The following is a 17,465-nucleotide window of genomic DNA, read 5'->3' on the forward strand; positions in this document are numbered from 1 at the left end:
GTTATTTTTCAATGCAGCAAGGAAGCTGATTCATCATAGGGCTTATGTATTTTCAAGCACCTAAATAATATTCACTTAAATGCCAATGTTTTGAAAGTAAACAAGATACACAGCCTAAAAAAACACACAAAGAAAGTAAAGCCACTCCCTCTCAACCTAGCCACTCAAACACCAGTAACAGCCTTTAAACGGCAGTTAAAATAGCACCAAACCTCCTTTTAATATTTCACCTGAAATTGAAGTAACCGATTGAACCAAAACAGGAATTCAGCTATGGTTTGTTTATCAATAACAAATAAATTTGAAACTTATTGATATGCTTTTTCGGCTACGGTCACTTTTTCTAAGTAATGTCTCGATTCAGCTCTAGAGTGCTTAGTTGTGAGTATTTTATAAAACTGGCTCGACGTTAATTGGTTAATTTTTGAAAATGCGATTGTTCTATTTGAATTAAATATTTTTAGTACATTGCCTGCGCCACCGTTATATGAAGAAATCATGGCGTAATGTTGGTTTTGTTTGGTTTGTATTTTATTTAAATAGCTATTTTTTAGTACACTTAAATACGCACTGCCAATATCTATATTTCTTTTAGGATCAAACAATACTTCTTTACTCGGCTCCCCTGGTATTTTCTTTATTTTTTGATAGACGTCTCTTCCTGCGCGCGATGGAATTATTTGCATTAAACCATACGCATTTGAAGAACTTACTGCGTAAGGGTTAAAGTGACTCTCTGTTTCAATAATACCGTAGATAAGCGACGCAGATATTTGGTATTTCTTTGCCGCAGCCAATACATAATCACTGTATTTTTGCTTTCGTAAGTGAGCGTTTTGTTCTACCAGAGGAAAAGATACCGATGTAATTGAATGACCATCACTACGTTTTTTTTGTACCTTAGTGTCTACTAAGTAACGAGCAAAACGATTTGCCCGCCATTGGTATTTTATGGGGAGCCCGTCTTCATCAAGCACTTGTTGATACAAAAAAGGTTCATCCCCTAAAATAGGCGATTCACTGGTAAAAATGTCTGTTTTATGTGGATCACTTGAGGTCAATAATGTCATTACAATTGCTTGAGTTAGAAGCGAATTGGTATTTTTAGTGGCTATGGTTTCGACCTGTACCATATTACGGTCAAAATCAATAACAGCGCGTGCTTGGTAATCATTGCTGTATTTTACATATTTTCTGCGTGTTGGTTGCTGAGTATTTTTTTACCCCATTTACGACTAACTACACTTTCTAACGTTGCTAATAGCTGACTAACGCTCCCCACTTGCTGCTTAATTGAGCGCTGCGTTTTTTTTACTTGTTTTTCAATTGCTTTAACATCGGTGGGATTGTTTTTTACTTGTTTTGCAAGTTTATTGAGATCCCTTACTGGCGCTAAGTGCGATATTGACTCGCAACCGGTCAATAATAGAATAAACACTAAGAAGCCATACTTTTTCACAACTTATCCCTATCTGTTTTTTAAGTAACACTATAAAATATTTAGCTAAAACTAATTTATGGCAGCCTACTTAGGGCCAACTTTATATTCAATTAGCTATTGTTCAAACTAATAGCAAAGCATTTATGTTACTCATTCGTTGAAAATCAATTAAATAATGGGTGATGTAATTGATTAATATTAGATTGTTCCGATAGACTTTTAGTAAATAACAGTTTTTTATGTAAAGGGATCATAGAAAAAGGCTCTGAATCTAAAATAGAGATTGTTGGGACATACAAAATATCGGTCAATAGTTTTTTCCCAATATTAAAACGTTTTATTGAATCCCCTGCTTTATCACCACTTTTAAAATAAACTTCATGGTTATGTATACTCCAGCCATAGCGGGTACCAAACTGTTTTCTATCGAGCAGTTTTACAGGCATATGAGGTTCATTTATATCAACCTTATATAACTCCTTTTTATTATCTACATATACGAGTATTTTATCACTATCCATATAGCCAAAACGTCCATTATTATCTGTTACTTTTTTTGTCATAAGCGTATTAGTATCTAATAAATAGAGTTCACGTTTTCCAGCTACATTTAACCTTATTACAAGATCTTTGTTATTAGGATGCCAAGTAGGGCGACCAAACTTATCTAATGTAATATTTAAGCGATTGATTTTTTTTGTTACTGAATTATAAACATAAATTTCATTTTCACTCTTACTAATTGCACTCGCAAATACTAATTTCTTACCATTATTAGACCAAAGGGGATATTTAGCATTCTTTTTAAATTAGTAAGCTGCCTGCGATTACTGCCATAAATATCAGATAGCCACACTTCGTAATAACCACTTTCATTTGATAGATAGGCTAGCTCTTGGGATACCTCTGAATAAGTAGGGTATTTATTGCTAAACTCAGATTCAATAACGGGATAAATACTAGTACCAACCGATGTAGAAAGATCGTAACCCGCTATATAGTAAGTTTCTCGGCGCTTTTGGTAAAATAGACTGCCGTCTGCAGAAAAGCTAGGAAAGCCAAACCCAGATATATTTAAAGGTGTTTGCTTCAAGGTTTTTAAATTAAGTATAAACCCTGAATGCTTATCTGCTTTTTGACTTCCAAAGACAAGCAAATCGTTACTTTTATGCCAGGTCATCCCCTCAATATCATTATGCTTAAATGTAACTTGCTGAGCAGCTTTGGTTTTTAAGTTTACTATAAATATATTTTCGCTAGTATTACTGGCACGCCTTGCTACGGCAACGTATTCACCATTAGGAGAAAAAGCAATATCACGTTCTCTGTATGCGCAATTGTCTTGACAACTAAACCGCTCAGGCTTTGCTTGATTGTTATTTAAATTTAAAAAGTAAATGCCGTCTTCTATATCTCCTGTCACTTTAGAATTAAAAGCGAGCGTCCTTCCATCTGATGACATTGCAATATATTTAACTCCAGTTGTAACTGGACAAGTAGCTAGTTTAGTTTCCTTCTTACTAATTAGTTCAAACTTTATAACAAAGCACTTAGAGGCAGTTGTAGATAAAAATAAATATATTGTTGATCAAGGCTCCAAACAGCTCGACTATAGGATGCATTAGTAATAGTAAGCTGTATAGGTGGCACTTGAGGTGCAGCTAACTCTTTTAAATATAAGTGACGCCCTGCATTATTAGCCCATATATAAATCACTTTTTTACCATCCGGTGAAGGTGAAACAAATAATTCACTACCAGGATCTTTAGTTATTTGCGTAACAGTGGCATTAGCTGCCTTTTTAGGAGCTAAGTAAAAAGAAAGTAAGCCTATGATTATAGTTATTAAAAATAGTGTGGTTAACCAAGGTATAGCATTAGATTTGTCGTTTTTACTTGAAAGGGAAGGAGCTTGTTCTACGTTAACGGCTTGTGGTTTAACTAATAACTTATAACCCTCTTGCGTATTGTTTCTATTACACAAATTTCATTATTGGGATATTTAAAACATTGCCTTATTTGCCAGATGGTATTAGTAAGTGCTTTTTCCCTACGAGTTCATTATTCCCCCAAACATGCTCAATTAATTCAGCGCGAGAAACAACACGAGGGTAATGTAAAACCAAATAGCAAAGTACCTCTGTTACTTTTGGTTGAATTGATTGCTTATTTTTAGTGTTGATTAAAATAGCATCTTCTTGAGGCAGCACAGTATAGGGACCCAGAAAAAGGCTGTTCAACATTCATAATGAAATACTTACCTTACTATTTTATTTAAAATACAAACAATTACATCTAAAAACAATATTTCACTGTTTACGAGTTATTATTTTATTCTACATGAGTTAAGTAATTAAAACACAAATGTTGGATAGGTGAATGCTGGTTTTTAATTTAGTCACGATGAATTATTGACTATTCCAATAAAAATAAAAAAAGAGCAAGTAATCCTCCCCTTATATTAAGCTTAATTTAATGCTAAACGTTTGCCTGATAAAGTGCCTCGACTAAATAGACCATTTTCTATAAATAAAATTTCTCCGTACTCACCATTTTTAATACTGCTATCGATTGCGATCACCTTACCTTGGTAGCGCGACTCTATTCGTTTTTGAGAGGTGTGTCCCACCACTATATTTTTAATTTCAAAATGTTGTAGCAACAAATCGATTTCTATATCTGTTGCACCATCATCTTTAAAATATCCGCGATACCAAATAGGCCCGTTCTTTTTGTGTAATTCTTTAGCAAAGCCCTCTCTAGGGTTACCTAGCTCAACTTTAACTAAATTTTGTTTAAAAACTGTGTTTATCGATTGCAATGACACTGCACTTTTAGCAAAGTCGGGGTGAACCCCCATGAGCAAATAAATAATCATCTATTTTTACTAACACCGCTTTGCTCCGTAACCAACGACCAAGAATAGTGTGCTTATTAAATAGACTAACAAATTCTACATCAAGTAACTTTGCCGTGCGGACATATTTAGCATGCAGGTAACGTAAGTCGTTATTCAGTACCATAACCTCATGATTACCTAATAATAAATGCAAAGAGCCACCAGCTTGCTTAGCTTGTTGCTCAAGTTCAAAAATAAACCATAGAATTTCAGTTACTTTATCACCACGATCAAATATATCTCCGGTAATCACAAAATGGCCATCCCCATAGCTCCACTTGCCTTCATTATTTATAATTTTGTTATTGGTTAATAATTGCTTCATTAAATCAAACTGTCCGTGCAAATCACTTAGAGCCGCTATTTTAGAAACTCCAGTAAATTCAATTATATCTTCAGTAAACTCAAGGGTGTTTACCTCTGCGGTTAAACCACACTGAGAAAAATAAATTGGTATGCTTTTAAATTCTGTTGCTTGGTGTTTCGCCTTATCGTTACAAATCCAAGCTATATCTAATACAGAGTTACTTTCAGCAATATAAGGCCCGTCTTTTAGTACAAAAAACTCATTAATTGTTGTTTGTTGATTTTTTGTGTACAAGTCATATTCAAAAAATGCATATAACCCAGAACATACTAATAAAGGCAGTAGTAAAAAATATATGTTTCATATTTAACCTTATGAAACCACATCCTTGTGGCAAAAACTTAAATAAAGCTATCGTCGATTAAAATGAATATTCAGCTTTTATAAAACCAAATCGACCAACACCACCACCGTAACCACTGTAGTAGTTACCAGTGCTTTTGTGGAACAAACCGTTATTATCAAATATATTATTGATACCGCCTGATATTTTCAAACGAGAGTTTTTATCCATTTTCATTGAATACGAGGCTGAAATATCGTGTCTTAGGTAGGTTCCGTAATTTTGGAAGTACAATGGCTCTGGGTTTTCAATACACCCGCTATCACCCGTATTACAAAGGACCTTATTATCAGCTACAGCATCCAGATAATCGCTAACATCTTCATCAGTCTCTAGCTCATCTTTGAATCCCCCAAGTATTTAACTTTCCAGCGTACACTTAACTCATCAAGCTTCCATCGAAGTGAAACCGAACCTTTATCTTGAGATGTATAATAACCTGCATAATTTAAGGTCTCTAAACCATCGTTACCTTCATAAGTCGTTGACTGCTCAATAACGTGATTAAAATCACCTTTTAGTGTTAAAGAACCGTAATCATTTAGATCAATTTTTTGTGAAAATGTTATATCAACCCCACGCGCACTTTCTTCGTTTAAGTTATATACACGTTGGATAATTTTAGTTATCTGGCCTTCACTGTTTCGTGTAATATCGTTACAAAATGCATTGTCGGTGCCATAACTTAGGCTTGAGTTATAGCATTGCTCTAATATTTCTTCGTTAGGGATTTCTCCAAGCGCATCTTCAATTGAAATGTCGTAGTAATCTATCGCGAGGTTGAAGCCTATTAAAAAGTCAGGCGCCATTGTGATTCCAAACGTGTAAGAATCTGATGTCTCAACATTTACATTTGAATTACCTGCATTTGGAGAGTAACTATTGTTCTCATCTGCCAACTCAAATGCTTCATCCTCAGAGATTAAAGTAGCAAGAGTTGGATCTAATCGACAATTTGCATGGCCAACTTCTGTTGAGGTAGCTGTTACACCTTCGCATATGTCATCAAAGTTATCAAAGTCACCTCGAGGAGGTGAATAAAGATCACTGATACTTGGCGCACGCTGTGAACGTGAATAGTTAGCTCTAATGCCATAACCTTCAACGGGTATCCACATAAAACCAAGCTTATAACTGGCTACGTTGTCTAAACTATCGACGCTGTATTGTGCTAACCGTAATGACGTTTCGACTGAAAGTGACTTAGCAAAAGTTACTTCTCTGAGTAGCGGTATACTAAATTCACTAAATATTTCAAACACATCCATTGATTCATTAAACTCAGGAATTGTATTCCAAGTGATCCCCCCACTTTTAGCTCTTCGCTGGTTTGTAAATCAACAGTGTCTTTGCGGTACTCACCTCCAAATACAGCTGATACATTACCCGCTGGTAGCTTAAATAAATCCCCTGTCATGTAACCTAAAAGATTATATTGCTCAATATAGGTATTAATTGTTGGACTACTGCGTATCCAATCGGCCATTTCTGGTGTAATTGAACCTTCGCCAAATATATTTAATGCAACACAACCATCTGCACGTGCTTGCTCATCTTTACATTGAATAGTACCATCTTCGAGTTGCTCTGCTTGCAAAGCTTGGTTTACTTTGACTATATTTAGTTCGTTATTACGATGCTGTTCTTGATGAAATTTACCAAAGCCTACCGACATATCCCATTCCCACTCATCATTAAAAGCGGTTCCCTGTAAACCAGCCCAAGTACGAAGGGTTGTACGATTATTTTCGGTTGTAATATTACCTACTTCACCAAAACGTCTATCCCAATAAATACGATCTTTATATGGATTAGTATCAATCATCTCCTGGGGAACATAAGGGTTATCTATTGGAATATATCCAGGTCGAATATCATCTAAAGCATCGCCAGTTTCTGCATCAAAAGTTGGTACATAGGCACTTTCATAATCGTCTTCTGGTGACTTATTATTGAAAGAACTAGTAAGGCTTAACTGAACTTGAGCATATGCTGTTAGTGAGTCGTTAATATCGTAATTAAGTTTTACGGCAGTGCTAAATTTATCATTTGGTATTTTGAGCGCAACATACTCATTTGAATTAATACCGTAACGCTCTTCGTTACCTTTCCAATCATCACGTAACGTTTGCCCATCGTACCAAAATTGAGTGTCATTATTACTAGACTCTAAAAATACGCCTCCTAGAGTTCCATCACTTTTGCTTGCCCAATCGGCGGGTGTTTGATCACGCATACATACATCATCGCCATCTGCATTTTGCATTGTGTTACACATAAGCGAGCTGTCGTAGCCATGAACATCTTCTAATTGGGCACGTTTTCTATCTGAGTAACTTAATCCAAATTCACGGTCCCAACTAGAGCTAACAAAGACGTAACCTTTATCATCATCAAATGAAGTACCGTAATCCATATCAATCGTGAATTCTTTTGCACCGCCTTCAAACGACTCCCCTGTTCGACCGCTTAAACTAAAGCCTTCTTTATCAGTTTGCGTAATTATATTAACCACACCTGATACCGCATCTGCACCATAAGTTGCAGATGCGCCACCGGTAATAACTTCAACGCGCTGCACCATACCACTAGGATCGTACTTAAACTTACTTTATTACCACTGTAACTATTTGAAACAACACGACGCCCATCAATCAATGTTAACGTCCTACTAGCACCCAAACCGCGTAAATTAACGGTAGAAAGCCCGGTACCCGAAACTAATGACTGACTATTAGTATTACTAATATCTTCAGTTAATGAAGGAATACCATCAACTAAAATATCAGCTAACGATCCCACACCTGTATCAGCAATATCTTCACGAGTCATAACAACTAGTGGTGTAGGAACACTAAAACTATCACGTCTTAAACGAGATCCTGTTATAACAATTTTTTCTACTTTTTCTTTGGTTTTGGCCACTTTTTTAGCTAACGTTGTATTTGTTTGTGGTCCAACATCAATATTTTCTTGTGCTATCACTTGCTGAGAAAAACTTGCAGTGATCGCGATTACTAATAGGCATTTTCTTGTTGATAAAGTGTTCACACGCTTCCCTTTATGAATGTTTTTAATATTTATGTCATTATTTTTAAGTTAAAACAGTTCAATTTATTAATTATTTTATTTGTTACTTATAATTAAATAAATGTTAATTAAATAGCAATCACCTTAATCTCCTTTATGTCACTTCTTTATATCTTTTTAAAGTCTATTCATTTAAAAACAATAACTTAAAATATTACATAAAGCATGCAATCACATACCGTAGTTAGCTTTCATTGAAACACACTGTTTTCTAACCGTATGTATGGCGCGCTTTATTAGGTGGCACGCTTTTTACTTTGCCACAGATTATTGGCATCTAATTAGGTGAGGTTGATGATGAACTTTAAGAGTGATTGCACTTTTTCTATGTATTTTTACAACTTGGATCATGCAAAAATAAAAGAGTACCCACATCAGGCAGATACAATTAATTATTAGCTTTTGAAAGATATAAATATCGTGCGGAAGGAGAAATGTTGCAATATAGGTGTCATTAAAAGTTAGTTTCATTGCTTTGCTTTTAGCAAAACATGTCTTTATGTCGCTTTAATCTCACAAAAAAAGCAGCGTTAATAACAAGCTGCTCCGATACTCATAAGTCATTACAATATATGGTAGCCAAACCAATCTGGCTTTATGGTTTGTGCTTCACCGCTGGGGGTTAACTTTATATTCAATTGGCTGTCGAGTAAATCAATGGCAAAGCAATCGTCTACATCATGTAAATCATCTTTATGAATATGGCTAAGCCCTGCAAGTAAATCGTTTTTAGCACGCTCTTTAGCTTCATGGCTACTGCTTGCAACATACAGTGCAAAGTCGTGTTGCTCAGCCATAGAATCACTTCGGTAAGCGCCTAAATTTACAAAATAGAGTTGTTTATTTTGCTCCACATAGCTCTCGACTACTTCTACTTTAAAACCATCTATATGATTAATTGCCATGTAGCTATCCATGTGAACATTACTTCTGTCGCCTACCCACTGGCTTTTTAACTTTGAGTAGGTTTGTTCTATATTCTCCCCTACAACAAAACGAATATCATGCATTTCTATATGGCAACCCTGAATTCGCCCCCTAAATACACCATAAATAACTGCATTTGCTTCTCTTTATAAATTATCTACATCAATATTATGTTTTTTAATCAGTTTATAAAAGTCTGAACGGTTACGTTTGGCAAACTTAGCGCCTTCAGCTACGTTACCACCAGCCATTTTTAAAGTGTTAATTACATAGTCGCGCTCAAACTCTTTTTTAGCGTCGTTTAGTGATAATGGTTCTACGTTTTTTTCATTACTATTTAGCGCAGCTAACACTAAGTGCTCTGAAATAACATCGCTTGGCGTTAATGCTACAACCTGCTCTACTACGTTTTGCAATTGGCGGATATTACCTGGCCAATCGTAACGTACAAGTGCATGCATAGCATCGCTTGCAAAGTGTTTTTCATTTTGGTTCATGCGCTTAGCAATGCTTGCACTAAAATGTTGTGCTAATAAGCTTATATCTTCGCGGCGTTCACACAGTGGCGGTAATTTTAAATTAACTACGTTTAAACGATAGTATAAATCTTCCCTAAATTGCTGGTTTAAAATAGCTTCAGGAAGATTTTTGTGTGTTGCCGATACAATACGCACATCTATTGCTATCTCTTCTTGAAAACCTACTGGGCGAATTGTTTTTTCTTGTAATACGCGCAGTAACTTAACCTGCAAGTTAAGCGGCATATCGCCTATTTCGTCTAAAAATAACGTGCCACCCTGTGCTTGTTGAAACAAGCCTTGGTGATCTTTAATTGCACCCGTAAACGAGCCTTTTTTATGACCAAATAATTCGGACTCTAAAAGCTCCCTGGTACAGCGCCACAGTTAATTGCAACAAAAGGGCCACCGCTTACATGACTATGCTGATGAATCGCCTGTGCGAGTAACTCTTTACCAGTACCACTAGCCCCCGAAATAAGTACATTAACTTGCGTTGGCCCAAGTAGTTTTACTTGCTCTAACAAGTGCAGCATTGCACCACTGCGCGTAACTATATTACTTTTAGGTGCAGCTTCATCAGCGTTAACACCGTGAATTTCAATTGCTTTAGCAAGGCTGTCAAATAGCTCATCTTTATCTACAGGTTTAGTTATGAATGCAAAAATGCCCTGCTTAGTTGCCTCTACTGCATCAGGAATTGAGCCATGCGCTGTCATCATAATGACAGGTAATGCTGGGTAGCGGTTTTGCAGCTGACGATGCAGTGCCATACCATCCATTTCATCCATGCGTAAGTCGGTTATTACGGCATCAAACACTTGGCTTTTAAGTATTTGTAGTGCGGTTAAGCCGTTTTCACAGGTTGTCACTTCGTATCCTTTTGATTCAATACGAATAGCGAGCAGTTTTAATAAGCTAGCGTCGTCGTCAACGAGTAATACTTTTGCACTTTGCACTTTAGTTGCTGCCATCGTTACTGCTCCTTCGTTTCTTCTCGTAGTAAAAGTTGCTGCTCAATCGTAGCTAACGATGAGAGGGTTTCTTGCATTTTATTATTAAGTGCTTGCTGCTCTTTTTTAGCATTTATTTGCATAGTTACTTGCTGCTTTTGAAGCCATAAATATTGCTTTATGTCATCAGGCCAAAAGTAAGCAAGATCGAGTTTTAGCAACTTAGTCATTACCGTATTTGGATCATCATTTATGTTTAAGCACATAAATTTAAAAAAGCGTTTAAGCTCGTTTTCACCTGTAAAAACATCTTTGTTAGGTACCAATTTAAATCCGCCACACTGATTAGCGTGCCATGCAATAACTTGCTCTGCAGGAGGATAGCTTGGTTCAATTTTTGGTTTAGGTTTTGGACTAGGGTTACTGTTTTTGTCGTTCGTTTTTTTGTATCGACCACAGGTGCAGGTGTAATTGACACACGCTCTTTTTGCCCATTATTAATTTCACAACCTGATATAACCATGCTACTAAGCACACATAAAATAGCGATTAAACGCAAGCGCATGTTAATTAACTCCTAGACTTTTTGTTATGGGAATTTTAATTGAAAACCGGCAACCATGTGGCTCGTTATGCTCAACAGTAAGTGTACCTCTTAGCTGTTCAACAGACTCTTTTACAATAGTTAAGCCCAGCCCACTGCCTTGCAGCGTAACATTTTTACTGTGTTTACCTTGATAAAATGCGCTGAAAATTTGAGTTTTTTCTTGCTCTTTAATACCGCACCCTTTATCAAGTACAACGATACAAAGCTGGTTTTGCTCAAGCGCTAAATTAATAGTAACGCTTTGCTTATTATCTGAAAATTTTAAGCCATTTGAAATAAGCTGAATTAAAATCATCTCAATAAGCTCACTAGGTAAAGCAAGCGGTTTGTTAGGTAAAGTGTTTTGCCACTGCAGAGCTTGCTCACGCGCACTTAAGCGATGCTCAAAATGGCTATTAATTTTATTAATAAGAAGACTAAATTCAACTTCGCTTAAGCTGTCTTTACTGGTGCGAATCGCATTATAACTCAGCAGGCTGTCAATCATTGTGCGAAGGCGCACCATAGATTGGCTAATAAGCTCAAGCACTGCTTTTTGCTCAGCGGTAATTGGGCCTACTATTTCATCAGTTAATAAGTCAGTGCCTTCAACCATTGAAGCAAGCGGCGTTTTTAGCTCATGGGTAACATGGCGTAAAAAAGTATCTTTTTGCTGCTCAAGCATATGAAGTTGCTCTTGCACCCATTGGAGCTTTTCTCCTAGCTCAACAAGCTCAGCTGAACCTTTCACAGATATTTTTTGCTGCCAATGCCCCTGCCCTAGCTTATCAATAACCGTAGTTAACCCTTTTAGTCGCCCACTTATACGCCATAAAAAACCACCACCAACAATTAAAGTAAGCGGAATAAGTGCCACCAGCCAGTTTATAAATGAAGTTTGTAAGCTTGTAAGCTCATTTTGGTTATTGGTAATTTGCGCTTCGTTTTTATCACGTAACCATAAAGTAAGCTCAGCAACTAAATCGCTCACTGGCACAAATAGCTCAGCTTGTTGTTGTTTTTGCTCAACGAGTTTTACATGCGCGGTTTGTAAGGTGGTATATAAGCGTTGCCATTGGTGAATATACTCTTTATTCGTGTTTACAAATTTGAGTTCATCAATGCTTTGTAGGGATGATTGCCATTTATCGACAATGAGCTTATCAAGCGATTCACTTTTTAATACCCAGTTTTGCCTAGTGGCGCGCTCAAGGCTGTTGAGCTCTTGTTTTAGAGTATTAAACGATTTGGTAACTTGATAGTTGTTACTCACGATACTTTGAGTAACCGCTAATTGCTTGTTAAGCGCATTTAAAAATACAATCACCACTATAGAAAGCGGGAGTAACGAAAGCAGCATACTCATTGCAAATTGCCCAATTAAATTAGGCCGCCAGTTAAGCATTGCTTGGTATTTTTTAGCTATGGTTGCTGGCATTTCGTTTAGTCCTTTTAAGTTAAGCGTTCTATTATTAAGTGCTTACCTTATACACTAGCTGAACCAGCAATTATATTTAATACGATTAACAGCCAGCGCTACAAAAACAATGTGTCGCCAAATAGAGACAACGTAACTCGTTGATTTTAATAAACTCCCTTTCACCCCCACCAAATAATGTTGCAAAAGGCGCACAAAAATTACAATAAACCCAGTAAAAACTTCTCACTGGCTTAAAGCAAAAATAATAACCAATTGAAAAATAACAATAATTATTATTGGCACCATTTTTGTAATAGGAGGAATAACTTTAATCAATAAGGAAATAATTATGAACAAACGCACTTTAGTAATTTCATCATTACTGGCTTTAGGCTTTTTAGGCGCTAATGCACACGCAATGGACGTTCACGCGACTTTTAACGAACTTGATAAAGACAGTAACGGCACATTAAGTGAAGCCGAAGCAGGTGAAGATGCCGTGTTACACGAGAATTTTTCTCAAATTGATACAAATCAAGATGGGCAATTGTCGCTAGATGAATTCAAAAAATTTATTCAATAAACTCATTTAATAAGGAACGTGATTATGAAACAACTTATCGCCGCTTTTTCATTAATGTTTTTAGCAATTAGTGCCACCGTAATTGCATCGCCAACAAATGTGCGTTTTGCCCACCTAGATAAAGACATGGACGGACAAATATCAATTATCGAAGCCAAGCAAGACAAAGAAGTAATGAAGCAATTTACCGATTTAGACGAAAACGATGATGAAGTGATTTCTAAGACAGAGTTTAAAAGCTTTAAGCCTTAACAAGTTAAGTTTTGCTTAAGCTTTTATCTAGTAGAGTGAACTAAAGCATTTGCCATAATCCCTGAGGGAGTGTGTAAAAGGATTTAATGTTGGGATTTAAATTATGGCAAGTGCTTTCCCCGCTTCTACTAAATTGTTTATAACCTAAATAACCTAAATAACCTGAACTCTGGTTAATAAATCTATCTCAAGCAGCTATTCCCAGCGCTGACTGCGTTGAATTTACTCGTAATAGGTCAGATGTGTTAGCTAACTTCTCAACCAGATTACAGGTTAAATAATCTTTTGGAAGAAATACCGTGAAGATACTTTCCTTTGTTACAAGCACCTTAATACTATCAAGCTTTGACGCCCTAGCACTTGATGTTAAGCAACGCTTTTCCCATCTCGATACTAACAAAAATGGTTATTTAACCCACGACGAACTTGAACCTCAACCACAATTATTGAGCACATTTTTGATATGGGATAAAGATCAAGATAACCAAATTTCATTAATCGAATTTAAAAATTATCTAACCAATAACCTCTACTGAGTATTTCCTATGAAAAAAATACGCTATATGGCACTTTTTGCATTCAGCACTTTTTGCACTCTAAGTTTTGCCGCAAGCAATAATATTGTTGAACAATTTAATAAATTTGATAGAAACCAAGATGGCTTTTTAACACGTGGAGAAGCATCAATAGACCCTGCTCTTTGGTCTCGATTTTCAAGCTATGATCAAGATAAAGATGGTAAGCTAACATTAAATGAATACGGTTTATACGCGAGTAAATAATTGTTAACTCTTAAGCTAGGTAGGTATCACTAACTAGCTTTAGTTTACTTCGTCCCCCAACCATCTCATCATATTGGTATTATAAAAATGATTTTGTTAGTGTTGATTCACTAACAATAAAAAAATAATGCCTTATGCTACTCAAAAAACTAATCAAACCACTCATACTAGCCAGCCTTTGCGCAAGTTCTAGCTACACTCTTGCACAAACAAAAGTAATTTATAACGCCAATGGTTACACCCCTTTATACAAAGGCGAAGTACAGCAGTTTTCTACCCTTGTCATTAAAGATGGCAAGGTAGTAAAACTAGGTAGCGATACACTTAAAGATAGCTACCCAGACGCCAAGCTCATTGATGTACAAGGTAGCACCTTATTACCAGGCTTAATTGATGCTCATGGCCATGTTATTGGCCTGGGAGATAACTTATCGCAGCTTGATGTACGTGGTGCAAAATCGGTTGATGAAGTCACAAATAAACTAAAAATATTTGCCAATAACAAACAAGGTTGGATTATAGGGCGAGGTTGGAACCAAGAGCTTTGGGCTGATACCCGCTTCCCAACAGCTAAAGATTTAGACAAAGTAGTTAATGATCGTCCAGTTGTGCTTTCACGTGTAGATAGCCACGCTATTTGGGCAAATTCAAAAGCGCTCGAACTTGCAGGTATTACCGCCCAAACAAAAGCACCTGAAGGCGGTGAAATAATTAAAGACGAATTTGGCAACCCTACCGGCATATTTGTAGATAAAGCAGAATCGCTAATTACCCAGCATATGCCAGAAGCTTCCAAGCAAGATATAAGCGACTCACTAGATGCAGCAGGTAAACATTTATTAAGTTTAGGTATTACCTCTACCCATGATGCTGGCATTGATAAAGCAACGTGGGAAGTTTACAAAGAACGCAGTGAACTAGGAAATTTACCTGTGCGTATTGTGGCCATGTTAAGTGGTGCTAGCCCCGACTTAAACACAATGCTTAAAGCAGGGCGATACCAAGACGCAAACAGTTTCATGTCAATCCGCAGTGTTAAAGTATACGCCGATGGTGCACTTGGATCTCGTGGCGCAGCTCTTATTGAAGATTATGCAGACCGTACAGGCCATCATGGATTAATGCTAGAGACACAAGAAAAACTCGAAGCACTCTTTACGCAAAGCTTTAAGCGCGGTTTTAGCGCTCACACCCATGCTATTGGCGATAAAGCAAATAAAGTGGTACTTGATGCTTATGAGAAGGTGTTTAAAAAAACGGGAGGGATATTGCTTCGTAACCGTATAGAACATGCGCAAATTGTAACGCTTGAAGACATTCCTCGCTTTAAAAAGTTAAAGATAATCCCATCAATGCAACCAGTGCATGCTACATCAGATATGCATATGGCAGAGCAACGCTTAACTGAAAAACAACTAAGCGGTGCCTACGCTTGGCAATCTTTTTTACAGCAAGGATCTATTATTGCGGCTGGGTCGGACTACCCTGTAGAACTCGCTAATCCATTCTATGGGTTATATTCAGCCATTACACGCATGGACCACAATCAATTACCTAAAAATGGTTGGCGTGCAAGTGAAGTATTAAGTAGAGAAGATGCATTACGTGCATTTACTTTAGGCGGTGCGTATGCCGCACATCAAGAGTTTAAAATTGGTAGCTTAGAACAAGGTAAATGGGCTGACTTTATTTTAATAGACAAAGATTACTTTAAAATACCTGTTGATGAGATTTATGAAACGAATGTGTTGCAAACATGGATAGCAGGAATAAAACGGTACGAAAAAGAAAAAAATATTATCGATAAATAAAACCTATAAAGGGTTAACGCAAGTTAACCCTTTATAGTTACAGCGTAGTATTTTAGCTTTTAGGCGCTTCAACTTTTGGCTGACGATATATTTTTATAATGTGATATAAATTTACGAGCGACAATAAGCCGTTGGTAAAAATCACAGGTACTGCACCAATGGCAACACCATATGCAGTAAATACAATACAACCAAACATGTTGTACCAGCGTAGTTTTACTACATCAGTCATTGTTAACGATGCAACCAATAAAGCTGACGCAATATAACCTAAATATTCCCAACTCAATTGTTCTCTCCCAGCCTTTAGGTTAGCATTACACTACTGCTAGCTTATGACATTTATAAGTATTGCAAAGTAACAACAAAATAAAAAAGCTAACTTGCTTAAAAAACCTGAAAAAGTTTGCCGGAAAATACCAGCAACTTCTTAAATCATTACACGGGAAATGAAGGTAAGATAATACTCTTAGCAAAGCTAATAGTATTAGTAGCAAGTTAGCGTAAATTCTTAGTGTCTTAATGCTATCGTCATTAAGATGTAATAAATAGGACAAATGTCCGAAGAGCACATTGATGTTTCAATACCATTTTTCTAGTTACCTTGTTGATCAGCTTTTAACCTTTGCCGGTAGTAGCTATCAACAATCAAAAAAGAAGTTCTGATCCATCAAGATCAGCCTTTAAGCAAGCTTGTGCTTGTACGCAGTGGCACTGTGTCGTTTAGTTACGATGTAGGAAATGGACGACGCCTGCTGTTAGGACAATTGGATTGTAACAACACCCTTATTGGTGAAATAGAAGCGCTAAATAATAATCCGTGTATTTATACGGTCACGTGTTTTAGTGATGTAACCTATAACCTTATTGAATTAAGGCATTGGCGCGCACTGCTGCTTGAAAAACCAGAACTGAGTTTATACACAGCGCAGACTATAGCGGCTAAATTTCAAGAAAATCAAAAAATCAATCTAGATAAGCTATTACTACCGCTAAGCTACAACATAGCTAAAGATTGTTTACTAAGAGCCGAAAACAACAACCCTACACTGCTTAGAGCTTACCCTACGGTAAATGCAGAAGCCGAACGTTTTGCAACAACTGAGAGAGCTTACAGACGGGTTGTTACAGAACTTGTAGAAAAAGGCTTAGTGCTTAGAAGTAACGATGGTTTGCAAGCGGTTGATATACCCAAACTAAGTGAATACGTAGACAGCTTTGCTCAGCTTTAAGGTTTTTGATTAATTGGCTTGGCTGGTTAAATAATTAGTAAAACGTTATCCATAAAAAAGCTATTTAAGACCTTACAACATTCAGTTAAAAATTTGATATGAGTCGCGATTATCAGATTTTTAATCTGACAATGTTAGAATGTACGTGCTTGTACAGCAAATAACCCCCCAATTCGCTTAATTAAGAGATCGATTTTGAGATAAGAAAATACTGTCGATAACTGGCCTATTGCAAGTAAATTCAACGCAGTTAGCACTAAAA

At 36.6% G+C, this 17,465-nt stretch carries 15 protein-coding genes and 6 pseudogenes; 6 read left to right on the forward strand and 15 right to left on the reverse strand.

The features are described from left to right. Positions 1–308: 308 nt before the first annotated feature. From P4S71_RS04345 to P4S71_RS04425, 14 genes and pseudogenes are all read right to left on the reverse strand, one after another. Positions 309–797 carry a transglycosylase SLT domain-containing protein gene (locus tag P4S71_RS04345; RefSeq protein WP_337120717.1) on the reverse strand — a complete coding sequence of 163 codons (489 nt, stop codon included), beginning with the start codon at positions 795–797 and terminating at the stop codon, positions 309–311. Between the two features lie 75 nt (positions 798–872). After that, positions 873–1,157, reverse strand: a pseudogene (locus P4S71_RS04350) (murein transglycosylase domain-containing protein); the annotation flags it as partial. A gap of 26 nt (positions 1,158–1,183) precedes the next feature. Further along, entirely contained in the window at positions 1,184–1,459 is a 276-nt protein-coding gene (locus tag P4S71_RS04355; protein WP_337150183.1) for a hypothetical protein, read from the reverse strand. A gap of 146 nt (positions 1,460–1,605) precedes the next feature. Next, positions 1,606–2,004 (reverse strand): hypothetical protein, encoded by a 399-nt coding sequence (locus P4S71_RS04360; protein WP_337119324.1) that lies wholly within the window; start codon positions 2,002–2,004, stop codon positions 1,606–1,608. Between the two features lie 194 nt (positions 2,005–2,198). Beyond that, on the reverse strand, positions 2,199–2,903 hold the full coding sequence (locus P4S71_RS04365) for a TolB family protein (protein WP_337150184.1): 705 nt from the start codon (positions 2,901–2,903) through the stop codon (positions 2,199–2,201). 74 nt (positions 2,904–2,977) lie between these two features. Further along, positions 2,978–3,424: a TolB family protein gene (locus P4S71_RS04370; RefSeq protein ID WP_337150185.1), complete on the reverse strand. Its 447-nt coding sequence runs from the start codon at positions 3,422–3,424 to the stop codon at positions 2,978–2,980. 31 nt (positions 3,425–3,455) lie between these two features. Then, positions 3,456–3,650: a winged helix-turn-helix domain-containing protein gene (locus tag P4S71_RS04375; RefSeq protein ID WP_337150186.1), complete on the reverse strand. Its 195-nt coding sequence runs from the start codon at positions 3,648–3,650 to the stop codon at positions 3,456–3,458. 257 nt (positions 3,651–3,907) lie between these two features. Next, positions 3,908–4,300: a hypothetical protein gene (locus P4S71_RS04380; protein WP_337150187.1), complete on the reverse strand. Its 393-nt coding sequence runs from the start codon at positions 4,298–4,300 to the stop codon at positions 3,908–3,910. Continuing rightward, on the reverse strand, positions 4,275–4,940 hold the full coding sequence (locus P4S71_RS04385) for a metallophosphoesterase (RefSeq protein ID WP_337150188.1): 666 nt from the start codon (positions 4,938–4,940) through the stop codon (positions 4,275–4,277). Before P4S71_RS04385 ends, P4S71_RS04380 begins: the two co-directional genes overlap by 26 nt. A gap of 127 nt (positions 4,941–5,067) precedes the next feature. Beyond that, positions 5,068–8,100, reverse strand: a pseudogene (locus P4S71_RS23075) (TonB-dependent receptor domain-containing protein). A gap of 602 nt (positions 8,101–8,702) precedes the next feature. Beyond that, positions 8,703–9,202, reverse strand: a pseudogene (locus P4S71_RS04410) (DUF1543 domain-containing protein). A gap of 10 nt (positions 9,203–9,212) precedes the next feature. Further along, positions 9,213–10,558, reverse strand: a pseudogene (locus P4S71_RS04415) (sigma 54-interacting transcriptional regulator). Between the two features lie 2 nt (positions 10,559–10,560). Next, positions 10,561–11,102, reverse strand: a pseudogene (locus P4S71_RS04420) (hypothetical protein). Between the two features lies 1 nt (position 11,103). After that, entirely contained in the window at positions 11,104–12,561 is a 1,458-nt protein-coding gene (locus P4S71_RS04425; RefSeq protein ID WP_096793637.1) for a sensor histidine kinase, read from the reverse strand. A 331-nt stretch (positions 12,562–12,892) separates the two neighbouring features. Between P4S71_RS04425 and P4S71_RS04430 the strand changes: the two genes are divergently transcribed. From P4S71_RS04430 to P4S71_RS04450, 5 genes are all read left to right on the forward strand, one after another. Next, positions 12,893–13,126, forward strand: a complete 234-nt coding sequence (locus P4S71_RS04430) for an EF-hand domain-containing protein (protein ID WP_033031627.1) — start codon at positions 12,893–12,895, stop codon at positions 13,124–13,126. Positions 13,127–13,150: 24 nt separating this feature from the next. Then, the gene (locus P4S71_RS04435; RefSeq protein WP_007377022.1) at positions 13,151–13,378 is read left to right on the forward strand and encodes a hypothetical protein; all 228 of its coding nucleotides are present in this window, start codon (positions 13,151–13,153) and stop codon (positions 13,376–13,378) included. Positions 13,379–13,677: 299 nt separating this feature from the next. Next, positions 13,678–13,914, forward strand: a complete 237-nt coding sequence (locus P4S71_RS04440) for an EF-hand domain-containing protein (RefSeq protein ID WP_337150192.1) — start codon at positions 13,678–13,680, stop codon at positions 13,912–13,914. A 9-nt stretch (positions 13,915–13,923) separates the two neighbouring features. Then, complete coding sequence (locus P4S71_RS04445; RefSeq protein WP_007377023.1) at positions 13,924–14,160, forward strand: calcium-binding protein; 237 nt, start codon at positions 13,924–13,926, stop codon at positions 14,158–14,160. A 134-nt stretch (positions 14,161–14,294) separates the two neighbouring features. After that, entirely contained in the window at positions 14,295–15,971 is a 1,677-nt protein-coding gene (locus tag P4S71_RS04450) for an amidohydrolase (protein ID WP_096793640.1), read from the forward strand. A 52-nt stretch (positions 15,972–16,023) separates the two neighbouring features. Here P4S71_RS04450 and P4S71_RS04455 read toward each other — a convergent pair whose 3' ends face one another. Then, entirely contained in the window at positions 16,024–16,260 is a 237-nt protein-coding gene (locus tag P4S71_RS04455) for a YgjV family protein (protein ID WP_007377025.1), read from the reverse strand. Between the two features lie 287 nt (positions 16,261–16,547). Here P4S71_RS04455 and P4S71_RS04460 point away from each other — a divergent pair. After that, positions 16,548–17,203, forward strand: a pseudogene (locus P4S71_RS04460) (Crp/Fnr family transcriptional regulator). The last annotated feature ends 262 nt before the right edge of the window (positions 17,204–17,465 follow it).

Origin of the sequence: Pseudoalteromonas sp. B62, assembly GCF_037162565.1 — a bacterium.
Taxonomy (GTDB): Bacteria; Pseudomonadota; Gammaproteobacteria; order Enterobacterales; family Alteromonadaceae; genus Pseudoalteromonas; species Pseudoalteromonas fuliginea.

What these genes read in the sequence shown, in the direction of transcription:
- P4S71_RS04360 (WP_337119324.1), bottom strand. Translation starts at nt 2,004, where the DNA reads ATGACAAAAAAAGTAACAGATAATAATGGACGTTTTGGCTATATGGAT.
- P4S71_RS04365 (WP_337150184.1), bottom strand. Translation starts at nt 2,903, where the DNA reads ATGTCATCAGATGGAAGGACGCTCGCTTTTAATTCTAAAGTGACAGGA.
- P4S71_RS04380 (WP_337150187.1), bottom strand. Translation starts at nt 4,300, where the DNA reads ATGGGGGTTCACCCCGACTTTGCTAAAAGTGCAGTGTCATTGCAATCG.
- P4S71_RS04425 (WP_096793637.1), bottom strand. Translation starts at nt 12,561, where the DNA reads ATGCCAGCAACCATAGCTAAAAAATACCAAGCAATGCTTAACTGGCGG.
- P4S71_RS04430 (WP_033031627.1), top strand. Translation starts at nt 12,893, where the DNA reads ATGAACAAACGCACTTTAGTAATTTCATCATTACTGGCTTTAGGCTTT.
- P4S71_RS04435 (WP_007377022.1), top strand. Translation starts at nt 13,151, where the DNA reads ATGAAACAACTTATCGCCGCTTTTTCATTAATGTTTTTAGCAATTAGT.
- P4S71_RS04445 (WP_007377023.1), top strand. Translation starts at nt 13,924, where the DNA reads ATGAAAAAAATACGCTATATGGCACTTTTTGCATTCAGCACTTTTTGC.
- P4S71_RS04450 (WP_096793640.1), top strand. Translation starts at nt 14,295, where the DNA reads ATGCTACTCAAAAAACTAATCAAACCACTCATACTAGCCAGCCTTTGC.